Raw genomic sequence first — 20,195 nt, forward strand, 5'->3', positions numbered from 1 at the left:
CGCAGGGAAGGGGACCAAGAATCAACCCGAAGTGATTCGCGCCAAGTAAAACCCGATCGCGATCGCGACAACAAACAGTGCCAGCCCCAACGCACCGAGTAGCATTGGATCGTATCCTTTTGGCTGCTTTTGTCGAGACGACCCGCTACCAAACCGGCGCCCACTACCGCTGCTGTCGCCCCCGGTCGCCCCGTAGATATCGGAATCATCCCCAGGGTAAACCCCCGAACGGCTGGCCGGCGCTGCACCGAGTTTTCCCGACTTCGACGACCCCGGAGACGACAGTGAGATTTGCCGGCCCGCCACCGTACCGTTGGGACGGTATCCCGATTCCGCTTGCAGGTCGATGAAACTGCCGTCGATCAAATCGGGTCGGGGGCGAACGTTGACCATCCGGCCACTGTCGCTGCTGCTGAGCCCATCACCGCGAAGCAGCGCCGAGCGACTGTTCGCAATCGTATCGGCGCCTTGATTGGAGACGGTGTCCGATTGGCCCGTCCGCGACGAGCTGTCATCAAACCCGATCGACGAGGAGGTGTCGCCATCGTCAAAGTGAGGCGCATCTCCGAGTCCCGCCACGACACGAGCACCGCGCGGCACGCGGGCAACAAACCTCTCTAACACCTCGGCCACTTCCGACGCTTTCTGATATCGGTAGGCCGGATCCTTTTGGATCATCTTGACACAAATCCCCTCCAACTCACCCGGGCAATCCCCCCGCAATTCGCGAATCGGCTTCGGCATCTCCGATTGGTGCTTCGCGATTCGTTGGGCCAGTGTGCCGTCGTTAAACGGAGGCCGTCCGGTCAATAGAAAATAGAATGTGCAACCCAGGCCGTAAATATCGGCTCGATGGTCCACGGTGTGACTGTTGAGCGCTTGTTCGGGTGCCAAATAGTCCGCAGTTCCCAGCACGTTCTCGTTGTTGGCAACCGTCAAGGATTCCTCTTCCGCCAACACCAACGCCAACCCCATGTCCAATAATCGCACTCGGTTGTCTTGATCAAGCAACAAATTGGCTGGCTTGACATCGCGATGAATCACGTTTCGCGAATGAGCATGTTCCAATCCGCGAGCCGCTTGGCCAATCAGATCCGCAGCGGTCGAAAAATCGAGCGGTCCGTCCCGTTTGACCAACTGCAGCAAATCCAATCCGTCCACGTATTCCATCACGATGAAGTGGACGTCTCCTTCATTATCGATGTCATACGCGGTGACAATGTTAGGGTGGTTCAGCGAAGCAATCGCTTGCGCCTCAAGACGGAATCTCGCCAAATAGGTTGAATCGTTGACTCGCTTTTTCGGCAGCACCTTCAACGCTCGCTTGTCGTGCAGCCCCACATGCTCACCGAGATAAACACTGCTCATCCCGCCGGTACCGATGTGGCCGAGCAGCTTGTATTTGCCAAGAAAAAATCCCTTGTACTTGCCGGCAAGCAGCTTTTCGACGTGCCATTGGGTCAACAAGCCTTGCTTCTTAAAGACGCTAGCTAAGCGATTGGCGTCCTCTGGCAACCCTCCATCCAACTTGGCGCGGACCTTCTCTACCAAGCGATCCAGCTTGGCTTGCTTGATAAGGCCGCTTTTCTCGACCATCTCGAGAAATCGTTCCGAGGAAATCCTAGGCATGATTCGCCGACGTTTTGCCTCTTAATTGGGTACCGTGAGAAGCGAAAATGATAACAATTTATGGGACCCGTGCGTAACCTTATCGTAGCCAAAAACTTACAATACGCTATTTTTTTGTCTCACGAAACAATCGACTTCAAACAAAGTCGATGCCGATTGAAACGATCCACACACAATCCCCTGGTTGTAAACGATTCTTGAGAGACATGCAAAACGCTGAGCCGTTGAGGGAATTCACCCAAACGCCGCCGTCAACGGACGATGCGCAGTGGCCGAACACCACGCTCGTCATGATGACAAAGTACCCGACACCAGGCCGAGTGAAGACGCGATTGGGTTGCGAGATCGGCATGGAACGTGCCGCCGAGCTACACGAGTTGTTCACCCGGCATTTGTCGGATCAGCTTGCCAGCGCCGGTGATCAGCGGGTCATCGCGCTGACGCCGGACTCTTACCTGGCCCGATTTGAGGGCGACCTCGACAACCTCGATTGGCAGCTAACCGGCCAAGGGGGTGGAGATCTTGGCGACCGAATGGCCCGGTTATTCCAGACCTATCTAAATGAACACCGAGGTCCAGTCCGCGTCGTGCTGACGGGAACCGATTGCCCGCTGCTCACCGACCGTGAAATCGCGGATGCTGCGGAAAAGCTTCTCGACAACGACATCGTCGTGGGGCCCGCGATCGATGGAGGCTACTATCTGATTGGAATTCGATCGCCATGGAAAGACGCCTATGCAGCCTTGTTCTCTGAAATCCCCTGGGGCACACGCGATGTTTTCACCACCACCAAACAACGCGTCTCCGCCGCTGAGCTGTCCTTGGCGGTGCTACCGCTAAAAGCCGATATCGACACAACGGAGGACCTGGGCCGGTTTTGTGCGCACCTCGAGGCTTCTCGTCATAGCTCGCCGTTACTCGCGGAACTTTGCGACCACGTCAACGCGATCCTCGGAGTCGGCGAAAGCGAAACAAGGGAAACCCATCCGTGATGCGAACCTCGGTAACCATCGTCGGTGGCGGCGTGATCGGGTTAAGCTTGGCCTGGGAATTGTCCCAACGCGGCGTCGAAGTCCATCTTTTCGAGCGCCACCGGATTGGCGATTCAACGTCTCGTGTCGCCGCCGGCATTCTGCCGCCCGCCAATCTTGCTCGGGCGAGCGATCCCATCGATCAGCTGCGAGGACTCAGCCACTCGTTGTTTCCTGAATGGTCGAACCGATTGCTCGAGCAAACCGGCATCGACATGGGACTGCGGCGATGCGGTGGACATTACCTCGGTGTTTCGCGAGGCGAACGAGCCGTCATGGAGGGCATGGTTGCGTATTGGAATGAACAAGAAATCGAATGCGAACAGATTTCAATTGACCGACTGCGCAGCGGGGAACCGGAAATCAGCCTCCTCGTGGCTCAGAAAGAAGGCGTCGCAGCTTGGTGGGTTCCCGACGAGTATCAAGTTCGGCCTCCCGAGTACCTCCGCGCCTTGCACGCGGCTTGTTTGCGTGCCGGCGTCAAAATCACGGAGAATGCCCCTGTTTCCGAGATCCAGTCCGACCCTGCGTCAGCGTCGGTCTGCCTTTCGGAGCACCACGTGGTTGGATCCGATGCTGTGGTCGTATGTGGTGGATCTTGGGCTGGGACCCTCCTCGAATCTTATCAACTCAGCCGTAGTGTGATCCCCGTTCGTGGTCAGATTTTGGTGCTCAAGACTCCGCGTCCCCTTGTCCAATCCGTCATCAACGTCGGTAATCGATACGTCCTTTGTCGCGACGACGGTCATACGATCATCGGGTCTTGCGAAGAAGAAACCGGATTTGATTGCCGAACCACCGACGTCATGATTGACGCTCTACGCGACTTTGCCGTTGAACTTGTGCCAAAACTGGATCATGCCCAAACGGTTGGGTCGTCCGCTGGACTTCGACCGCTCACGTTCGATGGCTTTCCGATGATCGGCCGCATCCCCAATACGCCTAACCTCTATTTGGCTGCGGGCCATTATCGCAGCGGTATCCATTTGTCCCCCGGGACCGCCGTTTGCATGGCCGATTTGATCACCGGAAAAGTCCCTGCGGTGGACTTAGGACCGTTTCAAGTTGGCAATCAACAATCAACTTCCTCGTAAATCGAACCAAAGCAATCCAAGATGAATTTCGACGACTTCACCCTCGACCCCCCTGGCAGCATTGCGGTCGTGGGTGCCGGACCGCTGGGCATCGAAGCGGCGCTTTACGGCCGCTTTCTCGGTTACAACGTCACGCTGATGGAAGCGAAGGAAGTCGGTCACTCGATGGCCAAACTCGTCGACGATCCCTTCCCGATGATGCCACACCAATGCCTGTCGTCACTGGCGGTCGCCGCGCTGCAAGCTCAATCGTCTGAGACGATCCCACTGGAGCTGCCGATCAGCTATCGAGATTGGATCGACCGGGGGCTCATGGGGCTCGTGCAGTGCGATCTCTTAGCCGGGCGATTGCGGACCGAAAGTCAAGTGACGCGAATTTCGCGGGTCGCCCCCGAACCGGCCTCTGCGGAAGCGGCAGAAGACGACGAAGACGTTCCCCCGGATTTCCGATTGTCGATCACCACGAAGGACGCTCCAGTCGAGTCGATGGATGTCGAATCGCTCGTTTTGGCCGTCGGTGCCGCGCCGGATCTCACTGAGACAGGGATCGAACTCGATTTTCCCCTACCGGCACCGTACCTGTTCCGCATCGGCGAAACGGTCACGAATGATCTGGCCAAGGATCTCGATCGGGGGCGTCGGCAAATCACGGCCTTGTTCGCCCATCTCGGCGGCCGTGCCGATTTGGATCTCTATCGCCCCCGCCGCGTTTGATTGTGACGGCTCTGCCGATTAGTCAAACCACGCTGCCGCGACGCTTGCCCTATCCGGATGTTTCTTTTTTGCAACATCCGTCTTGCTGCCTCACCGTGTCCTAGGGTTCGGTGGATACATGAGGCGCAAGGTGCAGTTCCACACTTGCGCCGCGATCTTGAACCTGGGAAGCAGCAATGATCAAGTTGACACGACTTGATGGCGAGCCATTTGTGCTCAACGCCGAACTGATTCGGTACGTCGAACGGCGTCCCGACACATTCATTACATTGACCTCCGGGGAACGCATCGTCGTCCGCGAAACGCTTGATGAAGTTGTTGATTTGGCAGTCAAGTATCAACAGCACAAACACTTCATGCCGAGTCCGACCGTTGCACTGCGCCCCGAGATTGGCATCGCCAATGGGCAACCGAGCAAGTCTGACCCGTGCCTCGATAACACAGCAAACACTTAACGGCAAGAAACAACATGGATATCGCCAGCCTGATTGGCCTGCTTCTCGCCATCGGACTGATTATCGGTTCGATTGCGCTCGGCAATGCGCCGTTTTCTGCCTTCATCGACATCCCTTCGATGTTGGTGGTCATCGGTGGTGCCGGTGCTGCGGCCTTGATTTGTTTTCCGCTCGCCAGCATCCTGAAGTCTCCCGTCATTGCGATCAAAGTCTTTCTGAACAAAGGCGAAGACCGCTTGGGCTTGGTCAAGCAGATCGTTGAGCTTGCGGAAACCGCGCGACGTGATGGCTTGTTGGCCCTCGAGTCCAAAGTGGCGGATATCGAAAATCCTCTCGTTCGCACCGGCATCCAAATGGCGGTCGACGGAAGCACTCCCGAAGTGGTCGAAGAAGTGCTCCGCACCGAGGTCAACGCAATCGCAGTCCGTCACCGCGAAGGCAAAAGCATTATGGACCAACTCGGCCGTTTCGCCCCGGCCTATGGAATGATCGGAACACTGATGGGGTTGATCATGATGCTTCAGGACATGAGCGACCCGTCGGGGATCGGTGCGGGGATGGCAGTCGCGTTGATCACCACGCTGTACGGTGCAATCGCCGCAAACGTCTTTTTCAGCCCGTTTGCAGAAAAGCTCGGGCTGCTGAGCCGCAACGAAATGGTCAGCATGGAAATTGCGATTCGCGGTGTGATGGCCATTCAGCAAGGCGAAAGCCCTCGAGCGATCGATCAAAAACTGCGAACGTTCTTGCCGCCTAAACAACGCGAAGCGGAGTAAAGCACGACCATGGACGAAGAACCTGAAGAAATGGGCATCCCCGAATGGGTCGTGACCTTTGGCGACATGATGAGTTTGCTGTTAACGTTCTTCATCATGCTGGTCTCGCTCAGCGAGATCAAAGATGAAGAAAAGTATCAAGCGCTTGTGGATTCCATGAAGCGGAGTTTCGGATACGCTCGAACCATCGATGCGCTCACCCCGGGGGATTCGCGACCACGAACGCAAGCGTTCAGCGTGTTGTCGACGACCGGTCGTGCCAAGAAGAAGGACACAGCCAAAGGGGGCGTCCCCGACAAAGCACCCTCGGGGGAAGATCCGTTGGTGCGAATTGTTCGGCCTGGCCAAATGACCGCGGTCGGTTCGGTGGTGCTGTTTGAATTGGGATCCGACCAATTGAGCGCCGAGAATCGTGAGGCCCTTAAGATTGTTGCGGCTCAGTTGCGTGGCAAACCGCAAAAAATCGAAGTCCGTGGCCACACTTCGGCCGAATTCGCCGCTCGCACGGCGGGAACGGACGAATCGATTCAGTTGGGATTCCGCCGTGCCATTGCAGTACGCGAAGTCTTAGTGAATACCGAAGCACTGGAACCGTCACGCTTCCGACTCTCTTCGGCCGGTGAAAGCGAACCGATGCACCGCGCCGGCGGCAGCGTCGCCATTGCCCGAAACCCTCGTGTGGAAGTCTTTCTGCTCGACGAAACGGTTGAGGATTTGCACGGCACCGCAGAGGAACGCAAGGCACAAACCATTGACACGTCCGACTTGACTGCGGAGACCGAATAATGGCAGATGAAAAAGAAAAAACCGAATCCAGCATCGCCGATGCTGCGTTGGCGGCCCGACCGAGAGTGGGCCGTGGCTTGGTGATCGCCTTCGTGGCAACGATCGTGATGATTGAAACCGCCATGTTCTTCTTGATGGTGCCCAGCGCAGAGGAAGTCAGCGCCTTGGCCGAAGCCAACTTGATCCAGTCGGTTCAAGACGGGGAACAGGAAGCTGAAAAACAGGAATCGGACGAAAACGAAGTCAAAGAAATCCCGTTGGGGCAGTTTGGTGAAACCTTCAGCCCCATCGACACGGAACGAGAATACCGAATCGAACTCAGCCTGTATGGGCTGATTCGCAGCAAGAACGCGGAATCGGTCGAACTAGAATTTGAAGAAAAACAAGGTCGACTCCGGCACGCCATTCGGATGAAAATTCGAACCAGTGCCCTAACGGAACTGCAAGAAAACCAATTGGGGTTGCTTGAAAGGCGAATTTTGACGACATGTAACCACTTGCTCGACAGAGATTACCTGCTCGGAGTTGGGTTCCACGACTACCAACTGATTCAAGAATAACGACCAACGGATTCAAGAGCATCGTGAAACGAAATCCGTGAAACAACGCTGTCCAAGGAAGGACGTGTAACTGTGCCCGACCAAGATCAAACCAACGCGTCTGCTGCCGACGAAGCTGCGACGCAGGATGCCAAACTCGAGACGCCGCAATCCAAGGACCAAGAAGAACACCTTGGGATGGACGATATCGAGAAACTACTTGCCGAAGCCTCGGGGTCGCTTGACAAAGCGGCCGGCAAAGGTACCTCGTCCTCGAGCGAACCTGAACCTTTCAATCTGGGCAACTTGGAACCGGAAGAAAACGACGGCCAGCGACAATCGATCGATTTGCTCGGCGAAGTCGAACTGGATCTCCGGATCGAACTCGGTCGCACACAGATGAAGCTGGAAGAAGTACTTCAACTTCGTGGTGGATCGGTCGTCGCGCTCGACAAACTCGCCGGTGATCCTGTCGATATCTTTGTCAACGGAAAACTGATCGCTCGTGGTGAGGTGCTGGTCATGAACGACAACTTCTGCGTTCGCGTGACGGAGTTGGTCAATGGGTAAGCGAGCCATCGGCGCTGTTCTCATCGCTCTTGGAATCGGGCTGCTGCCGGTTGCGACCACAGCCATGGGACAAAACAGCAGATCGTTGACCGATGCCTCCTCCATTTACGGGGCGCCGCAATCGACGAGCGAAGCCCAAGTCGTCTCAGTCACTCGAGGCTTTCCAACGCTATCCAACCGAGCGATCGCGACCAGCGAAGACACGAAACCCACCGATGCCGCGGAAAGCGGCTTGGCAACACCTACGGTTACCGTTTGTTCTTCCTTGGCGGTCGTGCTTGGCTTGTTTGCAGCGTTTGTCTGGTTGACACGGCGATTTGGAGTTGGCGGCGCGTCGCAAGGGGCTTTGTCGAAAGATGTTTTTGAAACCCTGGGCAGCACGGCGATCGATTCGCGAACCAAAGTCACACTGCTGCGATGTGGCAATCGGATCCTGATCACGGCTCAAACCGCCGGCGGAATTCAGCCGCTCTCGGAAATCACGGACCCCACGGAAGTCCAAAAACTGACTGCCGCGTGCAACGGGCATTCCAAGAACTCGTTCGCCGCGACGCTCAGTGAACTCGAGCAAGCTCCTGTCGCACCGGGGTTCGTCCACAGCGACACGGCGACCGTCACTTCCAGCGACACGCCGCGCAGTCGAGGTCGGCTGTTCGCCAATGCCTAAAGCGGTGTCGCGTTCCGCATTCAGTGGTCGTGCAGTTTAGCGTCACCCACTCCGAGGGCATTGGTATCGAGACAAGTCGCGCTGATGGATTCTGGCTCCCCTCGCCCCGCGCGCTCGCGGGGAGAAAGGTTGGAGTTCAGGCTTTAGCCGCACGAGCGCAACCCGCAGTCGCCTGACGGCTAAACTCCAGCGCACACCTCCTCTTCCCCCAGCCCTTCTCCCCCAAAAATGAGGTCATCCGGTTTTTAAGTTATTGATTGAAAGAGACTTACAAGATTTACCTCGCCCTTTGGGCTCGTTGCACCGCGCATCTCGGGTGGCGTCTAATACATCTGTGGCGTAGGTGACGAGATTTCGCTCTGGACTTTCGACATACCGCTGCGAATGATTGTTGCCTTGCGGTTCGCGCTGGTGCTGCGAACATGGGCAAGCCTGTTGCACGGAGGTGCGGTTCATGGGTGCGGTGGCTCTCGGACTCCTCGGTCAAAAAACCGGCTCATCCGACCGAAGCGCGCGGAACCCAGACTCAAGGTTTTTTGGAGGTATGGCTCCGGTGTCCAATGATCTCTGAGAAAAGAGTCCCCGACGGTCGGTCGTCCGCCGGGAACCGATAGCACCCTTGGCGCACCGTCGACCGGGATATCCCTTGTCAAGTTGCACCTCTGCAGAGCTCGACTCCGTTTCTACCGGCAACTGCACGATAACAAGTGAAAATAGCTCCTGCCAGCAATGGTTGGATACCGAAACACTGTGTTCGTCACAACTTAAAAACCGGACGACCTCAAAATCGGGGGAGAAGGGAGCCAGAATCCTGGTTGCTCCCGATTCTCAGGATTTCTCGGCGCCGGCGCGCCCTTGGGTGCTAAGCTTCAGTGCCTCTACCGGGGTAACGTCCTCAATCCCCCTATCCAAGAATCGGGAGTATTCATCATGTCAGGCGATTTCAACGATCGCGAGTCACAGGATCGCGAAAAACTGCGCCGAATGATGCGTGCGAGCGGTATCAGCGCCGCGGTGGTCATTGGTTTTGCTGCAATCTGCGGCTCGGTTCTTTGGTTATTTCTGTACTGCCGAATCGAAGTTCCAAGCGGCCACATCGCCGTTTTGACAAAAAAAACCGGGCAGGAATTGACCAACGGGATGGAAATCGTTTCGGTTGCCGAATTTGGCAACTACAAGGGGATCCAAGAAAAAGTACTGACCGAAGGACGCTACTTCTACAACCCCTGGAGCTGGTCGTGGGACATCGTGCCTCAGGTCGAGGTCCCCGAAAACCGACTCGGCGTTCGGGTTCGCTTGTATGGCGATGATCTCGGATATGGAAATCTGATTGCCGAGAACGCCACGCAGAAAGGCATCGCAGCCGAAGTCCTACGTCCTGGCCGGCATGCGATCAATGCGATCGTGTATGAAGCGGGCACCAAACCCAAACCCAATCGCGACAACTTCATTGAGTTGGTCGAACTGCACGAACCGGTCATCGTTCCCGCAGGTTTTAAGGGAGTCGTGACGCTACTGAGCAGTCCCCCCGCGGCTGACCCCAATCAACTGATTGTTGAAACCGGCAAGCGTGGCGTGCAAAAGCAAACACACGATCCGGGCGTCTATTACATCAACCCCTATGTCGAACGGATCTCGCTGGTCGATTGTCGCAGCCAACGATTCAATCTCGGCACCGGCGGCGAAATGGGCTTCCCCAGCCGCGACGGTTTTTGGGTCAAGCTCGACGGACGAATCGAGTTCCGAGTCGATCCCGAACGGGCCGCGGAAGTCTTCGTCACTTACAACGATTCCGTGAACGACACCGGTAGCGATGCTCGAGTCGAAGAGGAGATCATTCAGAAAATCATCCTACCCAATGCCCGTTCGTTCTGCCGGTTGCGAGGGAGTGATCACTCGGGACGCGACTTTATCTTGGGTGAGAAACGATTGAAGTTTCAGGAGGATTTCCAACAGACTCTCGAGGCCACCTGCAAGACACAAGGCATTGAAATCGTGCAAGCATTGATCACGCGGATCTCACCTCCTCAACAGATTGCCCTACCCGTGCGAGAGCGACAAATTGCGTTGCAAATGGCGGAACGGTATGAAAAAGAGATTCTGCAACAAGATAGTGAAAAGCAACTCCGAATCGAACAAGAATTGGTCAAACAGAAGCAAGCTCTTGTCGAAGTCGACCAAGAGGTGATTACGGTCACGACCGAAGCGAAGCGACAACAAGAAGTCGCGGTGATCGGGGCAAATCAACGCAAGAAGGTTGCGGAGGTAGAACTCATGGCAGCCGAAGATCAGGCCGAAGCGATCACGGCCAAAGGGACGGCCGATGCCGAAGTGATTCGGTTTGAAAACCAAGCGGTCGCAGCGGGGTGGCAAAAATCAGTAGAAGCCTACGGCGGCAGTGGCGACGAATTCGCTCGCTGGGTGATGCTGAAGAAACTCGCCCCCAGCTTCCGGGCAATGATGGTCAACACATCGGATAGCCCGTTGATGAACATTTTCAATGAGTTCAGCGGGATCAGTCCCATGTTGTCGCCGACGGCCGACAAATCTGACGAAACAGAAACGCCCGCTACCGAAACACCCGCTGCCGAGATGTCCGTCATCCTCCCCACGGATCCCAACACGACTGAATCCGGAGAAAAAGAATGAGCTTACGACGAAACAAATCAGCGATTGGGCTAGCCTTTTCCTCCCTTTGGGTGCTAGTTGCCCTGTTTTTCTGTTTCCAATGGTTCTTGTGCCGCATCTATGTCCCAGACGGGCACAGCTTGTTGCTGCGGTACAAAGGTCCGATGATTGGATCCGCAAAAGAACCCGAACCGGGCCGACTTGCGCGTGACAATGAAGTCGGCGTCCAAGATCAAATGCGCGGCCCCGGTCGCCATTTCTTCAACCCGATCTATTGGGAACGAACCATCGTGCCTGACAATGTCATCATGCCTGGTGAAATCGGCGTCGTGACAAGCAAGATGGGAATGCCCTTGCCGCCCGGCGAGTTCTTGGTCGATGGTGACTTGCAAGGGGATTCACGCGTTCAACATCAGGGCATCCTACGGAAAGTCTTTGGGCCTGGTCGTTATCGAGCCAACCCCTATGCCTACGAATTCAATATCGTCAAACGAGAAACAACAAAATCCAGTGGTCAAGAAAAGACAAGCGGCTGGGTCGAGATTCCAACAGGTTACGTCGGTGTCGTGACCATGCAGGCGTCGAATCCAATGTTAGGCCTCTCAGCGGGGATTCAGGACAAGGTCATGCAGCCAGGTTTGTATCCGATCAATCCACGCGAACAGCAAATTGACATCATCAACGTGGGCTTTCGTGAAACGAGCATCCAAGTCGAGCAACAAATGGAACCCGACGGCAAAGTCAAATACGATGCTCAAGGTGAACCGTTAGCGGTAGCCGAAACGGGGATCAATTTCCCCAGCAATGACGGGTTCGATATCCAACTCGACTTCTCTGCGATTTGGGGGGTGATGCCGCGCGACGCGGCCCAAATCGTCCGTACCTTTGGCAACATTGATGCGGTAGAAGAAAAAGTCATCGAACCGCAAAGCGAGAGCATCTGCCGAAACAACGGATCGAAGATGGGTGCCGTCGAATTACTTGTCGGGGAAACCCGCGAGGAATTTCAAACCTCGGTGAGCACCGAATTCCGAGATACCTTGGCGGACAAAAACGTAACGCTCCAATATGGTTTGGTTCGTCATATCTACATCCCACAGGAAGTCCGAGAACCGATTCAACGGGGTTACGTCTCCGAAGAATTGAAACTGACACGGGATCAAGAGACCAAGACCGCACGCATCGAAGCAAACCTGCGAGAAGCAGAGCAGATGGTGGAACTGGAAGCCGAGCGAGTCAGGGTCGATACCGACCGACTGAAAGCGAACGTCTTGGCCGAAGGTGAGAAGGAAGCGAGTGAGATCGCCGCAACCACGGAGCAGTTGGTCGCGAAGATCGACCGAGAAACCGCCAACCTCGATGCCAAGCGAACCGTCTTGCTCGGTCGTGCCGAAGCGGGAGCGAAGCAAATGAGCGAAGAAGCAACTGCCGAGAAGTTCACACTTGCGGTCGAAGCCTTCGGATCCCCGACCGCGTTCAATAAGTGGGAATTTGCCGAGCAACTTCCGGAAACGATGGACCTCAAGCTCTTCTACGCCGGCGAAGGCACGCTGTGGACCGACTTAAAAAACGTCACACCGACAATTTCGCTCGATTCGAAGTAGTCATCGCCTTCGAGTCGCCGAAAGGGCCTACGGCAGTTATCGCTGAATTTGATGTTATTTGAGCACGATTCCAGCGACCAACGGGAGCGGGCCAAAGCCACTACGAGCGGTAGCTCGCTTCGCCTGCGGCCGTGCCGCACTACGGCAGCATTGGCGTCGGCTCGGCAAAGTCCGCGATGGCGAATTCCTCGTCGACCAGAAACAGATTGGCGGCCTGTAAGAGCGTCCCTTTTTCGAATTGGACGTTCTTGGCTGCCAACGTGTATTCGGTAAGGGAAAGGAAGTAACGGCTCTGCGATTCGCTGACTCGGCGTTGGGCGTCAAGCAGTTGCTCCAGATTCACCGGCATGCCCGCTTCGCGATTCGTCTCGAGCACCTCAAGCGCCTCGCTGGCGGCTAAATAGCGGTTCATGTTCGTTTGCATCTGCAGGAAAGCTCGGTCACTCTCGCCCACGACCGCGGCCAAATCATGCAGCACTTGCCGTTCCTGTTCTTCCAACACCGCCCGGTCGCGAACCAATTGCGTTTTCGCATGTCGCACCGCCAAGTAACCCTGGCGAAGCCCGATGGGCAACTTGAACTCCAATCCAGCCTCGTACTCTTGGAAATCAAACGAGCCAAGTTCGGAATACGCCGAGCGATCACCGGCCAAGTCTTTATCCAACCCGCGAACTCGATAGATTGTCACCAGGTCGAGCGAAGGCATCAAGAAGTTCCTCGCCGCCAGCACCTCCATTTCTCGTCGTTTGACAAGCAAACGCTGCTGCTGCAGCTCGCCTCGCAAGCGCAGCGCTTCGACCGAAATCGAATCCCAATCGAAGACCATCGGTGCCGATAACGGTTCGTCCATCGGGCGAAGCAGTTGCGAACTCGTGACCGGCAATCCAATCAACAACCGCAATCGCCGCTCGGCAGCCAAGACCCCGCCGAGTCCGGCGAAGGTACCACCGGAGGTTGAGTTATTGACCTGCGTCCGCTGAATCAGCTTACCCGCGATCGCGTCTTGCAGTTCGCTTTGGAAGCGGAAGTACTGCTCACGGGCGAGGGCTTCGGCTGCACCCGATTTTCGATTGCTCGATTTCTGCGCCTCGTAGCTCTGCCATGTCTGGCGACTGCGTTCGAGAGCTTCACGCTTTGCATCCAAATCGCGATAAGCAAAATACAAATCCCAATACGCGTTGACCACATTGCTGAGAAAATCGCGGGTGCCCTGCCGAAATCTCGACGAGGTGATGTCGTTGTTGACCTTCGCCACCAACACACCCGAATAGATTCCTGGTTGTGATGCGGGACCTGCGATACGATTGAATTGGATCCCGCCTCCTTGCATCAACGGTTGCCGCATCTCCGCGTGAATCTGGCTTTGCCACGCGCTGTCGGTGATATTCCCGGTGGCGTTGTTGGCGTCGTAATCGATGACGTTTCGAACCGCAAGTTCCGCCCCGGTCGCGGTTCGCTTGGACAACTGAGCGATGTAGTCATGCGTGTCCTGTTTGAAGGCGTTCGCTCCGCCCCCAAAGAACCGGTTGTTGAACTTGCGATCGTTGTTTTGCCACTTGCCCATCGCATAGAGTTGAGCATCAAACGCAGACAACGCCGATTCGATACTCGTTTGCGGGTCAAACTCGGCAAGCGGTTTTGTTTGTTGTGTGATTAAGGTTTGCGGAGCACGAAGCACGGTGGCACCAAGGTCACGCATGACTTCGGAGTGTTCCAGCGCCGTTTGAATCGCTTCATTGAGCGACAGGTTTTGATAGTCAACCGCGGCAAAGTCTTCGATGGTACGAACGGTCAACGGTGGGCTGGACACGTCGGGGATCGAGATCGCCGGCGCTCCCGCATCCACTTGTTTCATGATCGCGTCGATACAGGCGGTATCGTTACAAACCGTCTCTGACAGATTTCGATGACCGCGGCATCCGGCAATCGTGCTACCAATGACCGCGCACGCGAGCACCATTCGGGTCAAACACCGACGCTTTCGTCGGCGGCGATTCGAATGCGAGATGGACTCGGATGGATGAACGCGTCGGAGCACTTGGCCCTGCCGTAAACATGATGCAGCGAGTAACGGGGATGCTACTTCGAGGCGCACGACAACACCGCACGACCGCTCTAGCTGATACCCTACTTCTTATTCGTATATCTGGAACGGTTGGGATCAATCAAATCGGTGCGATTCCTCCACCTCGGCAACGAACTGGTGTGAAACATTCAAGTGGCACGTCGGAGCAAGGCCTTTTTCGGTTAAAATGGACGCTTTGACTCAAGCCCTTCGCCCTTGGCTTCCGCACCCCCATGACCCTCTCCTCCCACTCAGCAGAAAAAGTCTGGAAAGACGCGACGGATTTGATCGACTCGCTCGATCAGCTGTCACACGCTGCGGGGGAGCAGTCAACCTTTTTCGAGGTGATGGCAGGACGCCTTCGCCAAACCACACTCGCTCGATGCGTGATCGTCTCGATACAGCGGTCTGGCAAATCGACCGAACTCGCCCGAGATGGCATCGATGTCATGACCCCCTCGGTCGCTCGTGACGTGGCCGAATCGATCTCTGCGGCGGCGACGTCCCCCTCAGCCACCTCCAGTCGCGACGTTTCGTCATCGCATTGGGATCGTTCCAAAAGGCTCGTCGCAAGCGTACCCATCATCGAAAATCCTGCCGACCAAGCGATCCGATTGCAAATCGACATCCGCTGGAGTGATCCCGTTTCGACTGCGATTCAGCCCCCCATCACCGAGATGGCGGTGGCCACCGCCGACATTGCAACGCTCGTCTATTTGAAAGACGAGTTCACGCGGCTCCGTGATCAAATGCGTCGGCAAGCTAAAAACGACCAACTTGCGATTGAGCTAAACCGCGGCGCCCATTTGGCAGATGCATTCACCAACATCTGCCGGGTGGTCGCTCTGTATACCGATGTCGATCGCGTCAGCCTGCTGCGAAAAGGCTCAAACGAGAAAGCGTTTCGCCTGATTGCGACCAACGTTGCTGCGACGATTGACCCCAACACGCGTCTGGCACGCGTGATGCAGTCGTTGGCGGATGCCGCCGCATCACAAGAAGAGGGAATCCATTTCACCGTCGGGGCAGCCGACGAAGGTGCCACAACTTCGCTCGCAGTGCTCGATACGTTCTTGCTCGAATCAGGATCTCGACAAGTCGCTGCAGAGAACTTAACGGTCGCTGCGGACCGGGAAGCAAATCTTCCGCATGCAACCAACTCGGTCGTGATGGTGATGGAGCGTTTTGTGAATCCTCAGCGACCGTCCATGCGAGAACGTCTCGCTGAACTAAAGCCGCTCCTTACCGGATCACTGGCAAACGCGATCGAACGGGACGAAGCCGGCATCGGATGGTTGCTGAGCAAAACCGTGCCAACCTCGACTCGAAAACGGACCCTTGCTGCAGCAGCGGTATTCTTTGTCGGGTTGGCATTGATGGCACTCATCCAAGTCGATTTCTGGGTTCCTGCCGAAGGACGCATGGTGGCTGCTGCGTCTCAATCGATCTATGCGCCCGCGGACGGAGTGGTCATTGAACTGCCCGTCAACAACGGCGATTCTGTCATCGCTGGTGAAACGATCGCGGTGATCCGTAGCCGTGACTTGGAATCGAAGCGGCAACAAATCGACGGTGAGATTGCTACGGTCGAATCGAGTTTGGCATCGATCCAGCGGTCTCGCTCGACCACCAAGGTGGACGCCGCCCATTCTGCGAACGAGCAAATCTTGAAGGCTCAACTTGATGGGCTTGGAAAGCAGCTTTTGTTGGTTCAATCGCAACAGGCCGAGTTGGTCGTCAAGAGTCCCATCGCCGGTCACATCGATCACTGGAACATGCGAGAACGTTTAACGGCACGGCCCGTTCAACGTGGACAATTCTTAGCGGATGTGATCTCCCCGTCGCAAGGTTGGGCCTTGCAGATCGATATCGATGATTCGGCGAGTGGTTACGTCCTTGAACAGCAGAAAACCGAGCCCTGCAAAATTCGATTTTCGTTGCGTTCACAGGGTAATGCGTCACATGAGTCGGTGATTCAGCAAATCGATGAGGTGACTCACCAAGACGCGCGTGGTCATTGGGTCGTCAAGGCCAAAACGGCGGTACTTGTCCGAGAACAGACAGACTCCGGCGAGTGGTCGGATAGAGAGGGATGGCGAACGGGTGCGACGACGCACGTGGAAATTCTGGCCGGTCGACGTTCGGTCGGCTTTGTCTGGTTCCGAGGATTGATCGAGTGGTTTCGAGGCAGAGGATAAAGGCAACACAATGATTCGTTTTTGGACGTACCACCTCTTGTTAATTCTTTCGCTGCTCGCGGCTGTCGCGATCCACGCCGAGTCGCCCGAATGGGAGATCGACAACTTGATTGTGACGGCGGTCGACGAGGCACAGGTGCCTGCGCTGGTAACCGGATCCATCTCAGAAGTGATCGTCGCCGAGGGCCAATCGGTCAAGGCCGGCGAAGCATTGGCTAAGCTGGATGATCGCAAAGCTCGCCTGGATCAGCAGATTGCAAGGACTCAGTTGCAGATTGCGACTCAGCAAAGTGAGGACAAGTCGGATCTACAATTGGCCCGCACGGCGATGTTGCGTCAACAGCAATTGGTTCGCCAGCTCGACGTCGAACTGGACATTGCGACCCGCAAAGCAGGAAACGACTTGCGTGTTCAAGCAGCCGCCAGGGCGGAAGGGGTCGCAAAAAACGAACTCGATCGTGCAATGGAAGCGCGTCAGAAGTTTGTTGACAGTATTTCACAATCCGAAATCGATTACTTACGCCTCGCTTACGAACGCGCGAGTTTGGAAACGCAACAAGCAACGTTTGAACGACAGGTCGATAAACTGAGCGCTCAATCGGAACAAGAAACCTATGCCGCTCAGAAGATTGCCGTGGATGAAGCTGCGATCTCTGTCGTGCAGGCTGAAGAGCAGCAGCAGATCGAGCGGCTCGAACAACAGCTCTACACACAACAAAGCGAGGTCGCGAGCCTGACCTTGCAACAACACTTGATCGTGGCACCGTTTGACGCGGTCGTCGTGGAGGTGCTACGTCATCAAGGGGAATGGGTCCAGGCGGGAGATCCCGTGATCCGACTGGTTCGGTTGAGCCGTTTGCGAGCCGAGGGGTATGCCCATGTATCCCTCCGCGAACGAGTACTCAACCAAAAAGAGATCGTGCTTCAGCTTATCGATGGCTCCATCCGACCGCCTGAGCGGATTGGGGAAAACGTCTTCGTTAGCCCCGAGATGGATCCCGTCAACGAACAATTTAGGTTCTGGGTCGAATTCAAGAACCCGAACCTGAAGGTGTTGCCTGGGATGCGAATGAAGATGGGACGATCCGTGCGGGATGATCCGGCATCGAGTTCCCCATGAGTGAATTGCGGTTGCGGCATGATTTGAGTTGGCGAAAGATCTCGATGGGCAAACACAGCGTCTGGGTTGTCCGCGATCCTTTGGCCAGCGACTACTTCTATGTCAACGATCAAGAGCGATCCATCCTACAACTCCTTGATGGCAGTCGGTCGATCGAACAGGTCGTCCGTGCATGCGCCAAGCAGTTTGCTCCCGAACATGTGTCTGCCGAATCGATCCTAAGGTTCTTGGCGGATGTGCATCGAGGTGGCATGCTTTTCGATTGCACGCAGCCCACTGCGGTGACCTGCGATCCAGTCGATGGCGGCGTGTTACCAAAATCGCGTTGGTGGCAGCAACCCTTTGCGATCCGCTTCCCCGGTGTCGCAGTGGATCGTTGGCTCGACCCACTGGTTCCGCTGCTGCAGAGGACGGCTCGGTGGCCGTTGCTGGTAGCATGCTGCGTCTTGATTTTCGCTGCAGCACTTCTCGGCTTGGTCCATTTTGACTCGATCGCCACGCATGTCGCTGCGGTTGCTTCGCGAAACCTCACGCAAACGGCCATCCTACTACTGATCGTCCTGTCGCTGACCAAAGTGGTTCACGAATTGGCACATGCGTTAAGCTGTCGATACTTTGGTGCGGAGTGCCGACAAATTGGATGCATGTTATTGTTTGGAATGCCAACACTCTACTGCGACGTTTCGGATGCTTGGCGATTGCCCCAGCGGTATCAACGCATTGCCGTCTCCGCCGCAGGCATGGCCGCCGAACTGCTGATCGCAGCGATTGCGACGTTTGCTTGGTTAGCACTCGCCGACTCAACGACTCGTGATCTGTGCGTCACGGTCATGGTCGTTTGCTCGATCAGCACCCTTCTTTTTAACGGCAACCCGCTGCTGCGGTACGACGGCTACTACATTCTTTCCGACCTGATGGGAATTCCCAACTTGGCGAGCGAAGCAACCTCGGCGGTACGAAAAACGCTTCGCCAACTGCTTTGGGGCGAAGCCGATTTCGATGTCGGCAACGGATTGGAGCCGAAAAAGATGAAATGGTTCTTCCATGGATACTGGCTTTGCAGCGGCTTGTACAGGATGTTTGTCTACACGGCGATCTCGCTTTTTGTTTACCAAGCAGCTCAGGAAGCAAGACTTTCACTCGTCTTTGCCCTCCTCATCTGTACCATCGCCTGTATCGCGATGCGGAACCCCTTGCGATCCCTGCTCGCGTTACCGAATCAACACCGGTCGACGCCAACGACCCTGTTGCGTCGGCCAATCGTCGTGACACTCGCCGCACTCTCCGTTTTGGCGTTGGCTCTCGTGATTCCCTTGCCTCATCACGTTTCGGGACCCGCGATCGTCATGCCTGCGGATTCGCTACACGTTTTCGTGACGATGCCTGGTAGGATCACGCATGCGGTAACCTCAGGCGATCGGGTGATAGCGGGTCAAACGATTGCCGAACTTGACGACCCCGCGTTGCGTTTGCAGCGACTACAAATCGAAGCCGACTTGCACAAACGCCGAGTGGAGTTGAAGGGTTTGCAAAGCCGGAGACCCGCGGATACGAAAACGATGTCTCAAATTCCGGTGATCATGGAGGTGATCGAGCAGCTCGAAGCACGTTTGCGGATGCTGGACGAGAAGTTGGATCGGCTAACGATCACCGCTCCAACGAGTGGCCGTGTCGATACCGCCGGAATCCGCAACCGCAAAGTTAACGACGCGCGCATCATCCAGACTTGGGCCGGAAGCCCGCTTGACGGAGAAAATCGCGGCGCCTGGCTGGAAACCGGGACAACCCTGTGTACGATCGGCTCCGCCAATCGGTACGAAGCGATGGTGCTGTTGGAACAACCCGAGATTCAATTCGTCGAGGTCGGGCAGTCGGTAAGCATACACCTACCAAACCGAGGGCGAGGATCGACGACAGGACAGGTGACGGAGGTCGCGGCTTCCCCAATTGATGAACTGCCGATCGAGTTGACTTCGCGGGGGTTGATCGTTTCGAACGATTCGGCAGGCCAAACGTTCGCAGGTTCCTTCTTTCAAGTTCGGATTGCCATCGACGTCGATGATCTGCCGATTGCGATCGGCTCGACCGGTAACGCATCCATCGACACCGCACGCAGGTCCCTGTTTGCTCGAATCTGCGAATGGATTAGGCACTCCATGCGATAACTTGAATCACAAGCTTCCGTGAAACGTGACGCGCCAATCTCGCGGAAACTCGATCTGCCAAACCTGCGGAAATGGTCCAAAACGTGTCTGCAAGCTGGACGGTCTGGTAGAATTCTAGCGAGAGTTTGTGAATCATTCTGTTCGTGAGGGCTAC

16 protein-coding genes are annotated in these 20,195 nt (G+C 55.9%); 14 read left to right on the forward strand and 2 right to left on the reverse strand.

What is annotated here, in order from left to right; genetic code table 11:
- Positions 1–21: 21 nt before the first annotated feature.
- The gene (locus Poly41_RS28710) at positions 22–1,596 is read right to left on the reverse strand and encodes a serine/threonine protein kinase (RefSeq protein ID WP_231616027.1); all 1,575 of its coding nucleotides are present in this window, start codon (positions 1,594–1,596) and stop codon (positions 22–24) included.
- 239 nt (positions 1,597–1,835) lie between these two features.
- Between Poly41_RS28710 and Poly41_RS28715 the strand changes: the two genes are divergently transcribed.
- From Poly41_RS28715 to Poly41_RS28765, 11 genes are all read left to right on the forward strand, one after another.
- Positions 1,836–2,621, forward strand: a complete 786-nt coding sequence (locus tag Poly41_RS28715; RefSeq protein WP_197231761.1) for a TIGR04282 family arsenosugar biosynthesis glycosyltransferase — start codon at positions 1,836–1,838, stop codon at positions 2,619–2,621.
- Positions 2,621–3,754, forward strand: a complete 1,134-nt coding sequence (gene thiO, locus Poly41_RS28720) for a glycine oxidase ThiO (protein ID WP_231616038.1) — start codon at positions 2,621–2,623, stop codon at positions 3,752–3,754. Before Poly41_RS28715 ends, thiO begins: the two co-directional genes overlap by 1 nt.
- 21 nt (positions 3,755–3,775) lie before the next feature.
- Positions 3,776–4,468 (forward strand): hypothetical protein, encoded by a 693-nt coding sequence (locus Poly41_RS28725; protein WP_146530819.1) that lies wholly within the window; start codon positions 3,776–3,778, stop codon positions 4,466–4,468.
- 176 nt (positions 4,469–4,644) lie between these two features.
- A complete protein-coding gene (locus tag Poly41_RS28730; protein ID WP_146530820.1) occupies positions 4,645–4,923 on the forward strand; it encodes a flagellar FlbD family protein in 279 nt (92 codons plus the stop codon).
- A 14-nt stretch (positions 4,924–4,937) separates the two neighbouring features.
- Positions 4,938–5,699 carry a motility protein A gene (locus Poly41_RS28735; RefSeq protein ID WP_146530821.1) on the forward strand — a complete coding sequence of 254 codons (762 nt, stop codon included), beginning with the start codon at positions 4,938–4,940 and terminating at the stop codon, positions 5,697–5,699.
- 9 nt (positions 5,700–5,708) lie between these two features.
- Entirely contained in the window at positions 5,709–6,485 is a 777-nt protein-coding gene (locus tag Poly41_RS28740) for an OmpA/MotB family protein (protein WP_146530822.1), read from the forward strand.
- Entirely contained in the window at positions 6,485–7,045 is a 561-nt protein-coding gene (locus Poly41_RS28745; RefSeq protein WP_146530823.1) for a dihydrolipoamide acetyltransferase, read from the forward strand. Before Poly41_RS28740 ends, Poly41_RS28745 begins: the two co-directional genes overlap by 1 nt.
- A 72-nt stretch (positions 7,046–7,117) precedes the next feature.
- A complete protein-coding gene (gene fliN / locus Poly41_RS28750; protein WP_231616028.1) occupies positions 7,118–7,594 on the forward strand; it encodes a flagellar motor switch protein FliN in 477 nt (158 codons plus the stop codon).
- Positions 7,587–8,261, forward strand: a complete 675-nt coding sequence (locus Poly41_RS28755) for a FliO/MopB family protein (protein WP_146530824.1) — start codon at positions 7,587–7,589, stop codon at positions 8,259–8,261. The genes fliN and Poly41_RS28755 overlap by 8 nt, the downstream gene beginning before the upstream one ends.
- A gap of 930 nt (positions 8,262–9,191) precedes the next feature.
- On the forward strand, positions 9,192–10,910 hold the full coding sequence (locus Poly41_RS28760) for an SPFH domain-containing protein (protein WP_146530825.1): 1,719 nt from the start codon (positions 9,192–9,194) through the stop codon (positions 10,908–10,910).
- Complete coding sequence (locus Poly41_RS28765; protein WP_146530826.1) at positions 10,907–12,493, forward strand: SPFH domain-containing protein; 1,587 nt, start codon at positions 10,907–10,909, stop codon at positions 12,491–12,493. The genes Poly41_RS28760 and Poly41_RS28765 overlap by 4 nt, the downstream gene beginning before the upstream one ends.
- Positions 12,494–12,632: 139 nt before the next feature.
- Here Poly41_RS28765 and Poly41_RS28770 read toward each other — a convergent pair whose 3' ends face one another.
- Positions 12,633–14,453 (reverse strand): TolC family protein, encoded by a 1,821-nt coding sequence (locus Poly41_RS28770; RefSeq protein WP_146530827.1) that lies wholly within the window; start codon positions 14,451–14,453, stop codon positions 12,633–12,635.
- A 338-nt stretch (positions 14,454–14,791) separates the two neighbouring features.
- On the opposite strand from Poly41_RS28770, the gene Poly41_RS28775 reads away from it, so the two are divergent.
- Genes Poly41_RS28775 through Poly41_RS28785 form a run of 3 tightly spaced genes read left to right on the forward strand, consistent with a single transcriptional unit; the run spans position 14,792 to position 20,041 of the window.
- Positions 14,792–16,756: an efflux RND transporter periplasmic adaptor subunit gene (locus Poly41_RS28775; protein ID WP_146530828.1), complete on the forward strand. Its 1,965-nt coding sequence runs from the start codon at positions 14,792–14,794 to the stop codon at positions 16,754–16,756.
- A 10-nt stretch (positions 16,757–16,766) separates the two neighbouring features.
- Entirely contained in the window at positions 16,767–17,876 is a 1,110-nt protein-coding gene (locus Poly41_RS28780) for an HlyD family efflux transporter periplasmic adaptor subunit (protein ID WP_146530829.1), read from the forward strand.
- Positions 17,873–20,041, forward strand: coding sequence for a site-2 protease family protein (locus tag Poly41_RS28785; RefSeq protein ID WP_146530830.1), 2,169 nt, complete (start codon positions 17,873–17,875; stop codon positions 20,039–20,041). Before Poly41_RS28780 ends, Poly41_RS28785 begins: the two co-directional genes overlap by 4 nt.
- Positions 20,042–20,195: the final 154 nt, after the last annotated feature.

It is taken from the genome of Novipirellula artificiosorum, assembly GCF_007860135.1.
Taxonomy (GTDB): domain Bacteria; phylum Planctomycetota; class Planctomycetia; order Pirellulales; family Pirellulaceae; genus Novipirellula_A; species Novipirellula_A artificiosorum.

Excerpts from the sequence above, each read along its gene's own strand:
- Poly41_RS28725 (WP_146530819.1), top strand. The coding sequence starts at position 3,776 with ATGAATTTCGACGACTTCACCCTCGACCCCCCTGGCAGCATTGCGGTC.
- Poly41_RS28735 (WP_146530821.1), top strand. The coding sequence starts at position 4,938 with ATGGATATCGCCAGCCTGATTGGCCTGCTTCTCGCCATCGGACTGATT.
- Poly41_RS28715 (WP_197231761.1), top strand. The coding sequence starts at position 1,836 with ATGCAAAACGCTGAGCCGTTGAGGGAATTCACCCAAACGCCGCCGTCA.
- Poly41_RS28780 (WP_146530829.1), top strand. The coding sequence starts at position 16,767 with ATGATTCGTTTTTGGACGTACCACCTCTTGTTAATTCTTTCGCTGCTC.
- Poly41_RS28765 (WP_146530826.1), top strand. The coding sequence starts at position 10,907 with ATGAGCTTACGACGAAACAAATCAGCGATTGGGCTAGCCTTTTCCTCC.
- Poly41_RS28785 (WP_146530830.1), top strand. The coding sequence starts at position 17,873 with ATGAGTGAATTGCGGTTGCGGCATGATTTGAGTTGGCGAAAGATCTCG.
- Poly41_RS28755 (WP_146530824.1), top strand. The coding sequence starts at position 7,587 with ATGGGTAAGCGAGCCATCGGCGCTGTTCTCATCGCTCTTGGAATCGGG.
- Poly41_RS28760 (WP_146530825.1), top strand. The coding sequence starts at position 9,192 with ATGTCAGGCGATTTCAACGATCGCGAGTCACAGGATCGCGAAAAACTG.
- Poly41_RS28740 (WP_146530822.1), top strand. The coding sequence starts at position 5,709 with ATGGACGAAGAACCTGAAGAAATGGGCATCCCCGAATGGGTCGTGACC.
- thiO (WP_231616038.1), top strand. The coding sequence starts at position 2,621 with ATGCGAACCTCGGTAACCATCGTCGGTGGCGGCGTGATCGGGTTAAGC.
- Poly41_RS28770 (WP_146530827.1), bottom strand. The coding sequence starts at position 14,453 with ATGGTGCTCGCGTGCGCGGTCATTGGTAGCACGATTGCCGGATGCCGC.
- Poly41_RS28775 (WP_146530828.1), top strand. The coding sequence starts at position 14,792 with ATGACCCTCTCCTCCCACTCAGCAGAAAAAGTCTGGAAAGACGCGACG.
- Poly41_RS28710 (WP_231616027.1), bottom strand. The coding sequence starts at position 1,596 with ATGGTCGAGAAAAGCGGCCTTATCAAGCAAGCCAAGCTGGATCGCTTG.
- Poly41_RS28745 (WP_146530823.1), top strand. The coding sequence starts at position 6,485 with ATGGCAGATGAAAAAGAAAAAACCGAATCCAGCATCGCCGATGCTGCG.
- Poly41_RS28730 (WP_146530820.1), top strand. The coding sequence starts at position 4,645 with ATGATCAAGTTGACACGACTTGATGGCGAGCCATTTGTGCTCAACGCC.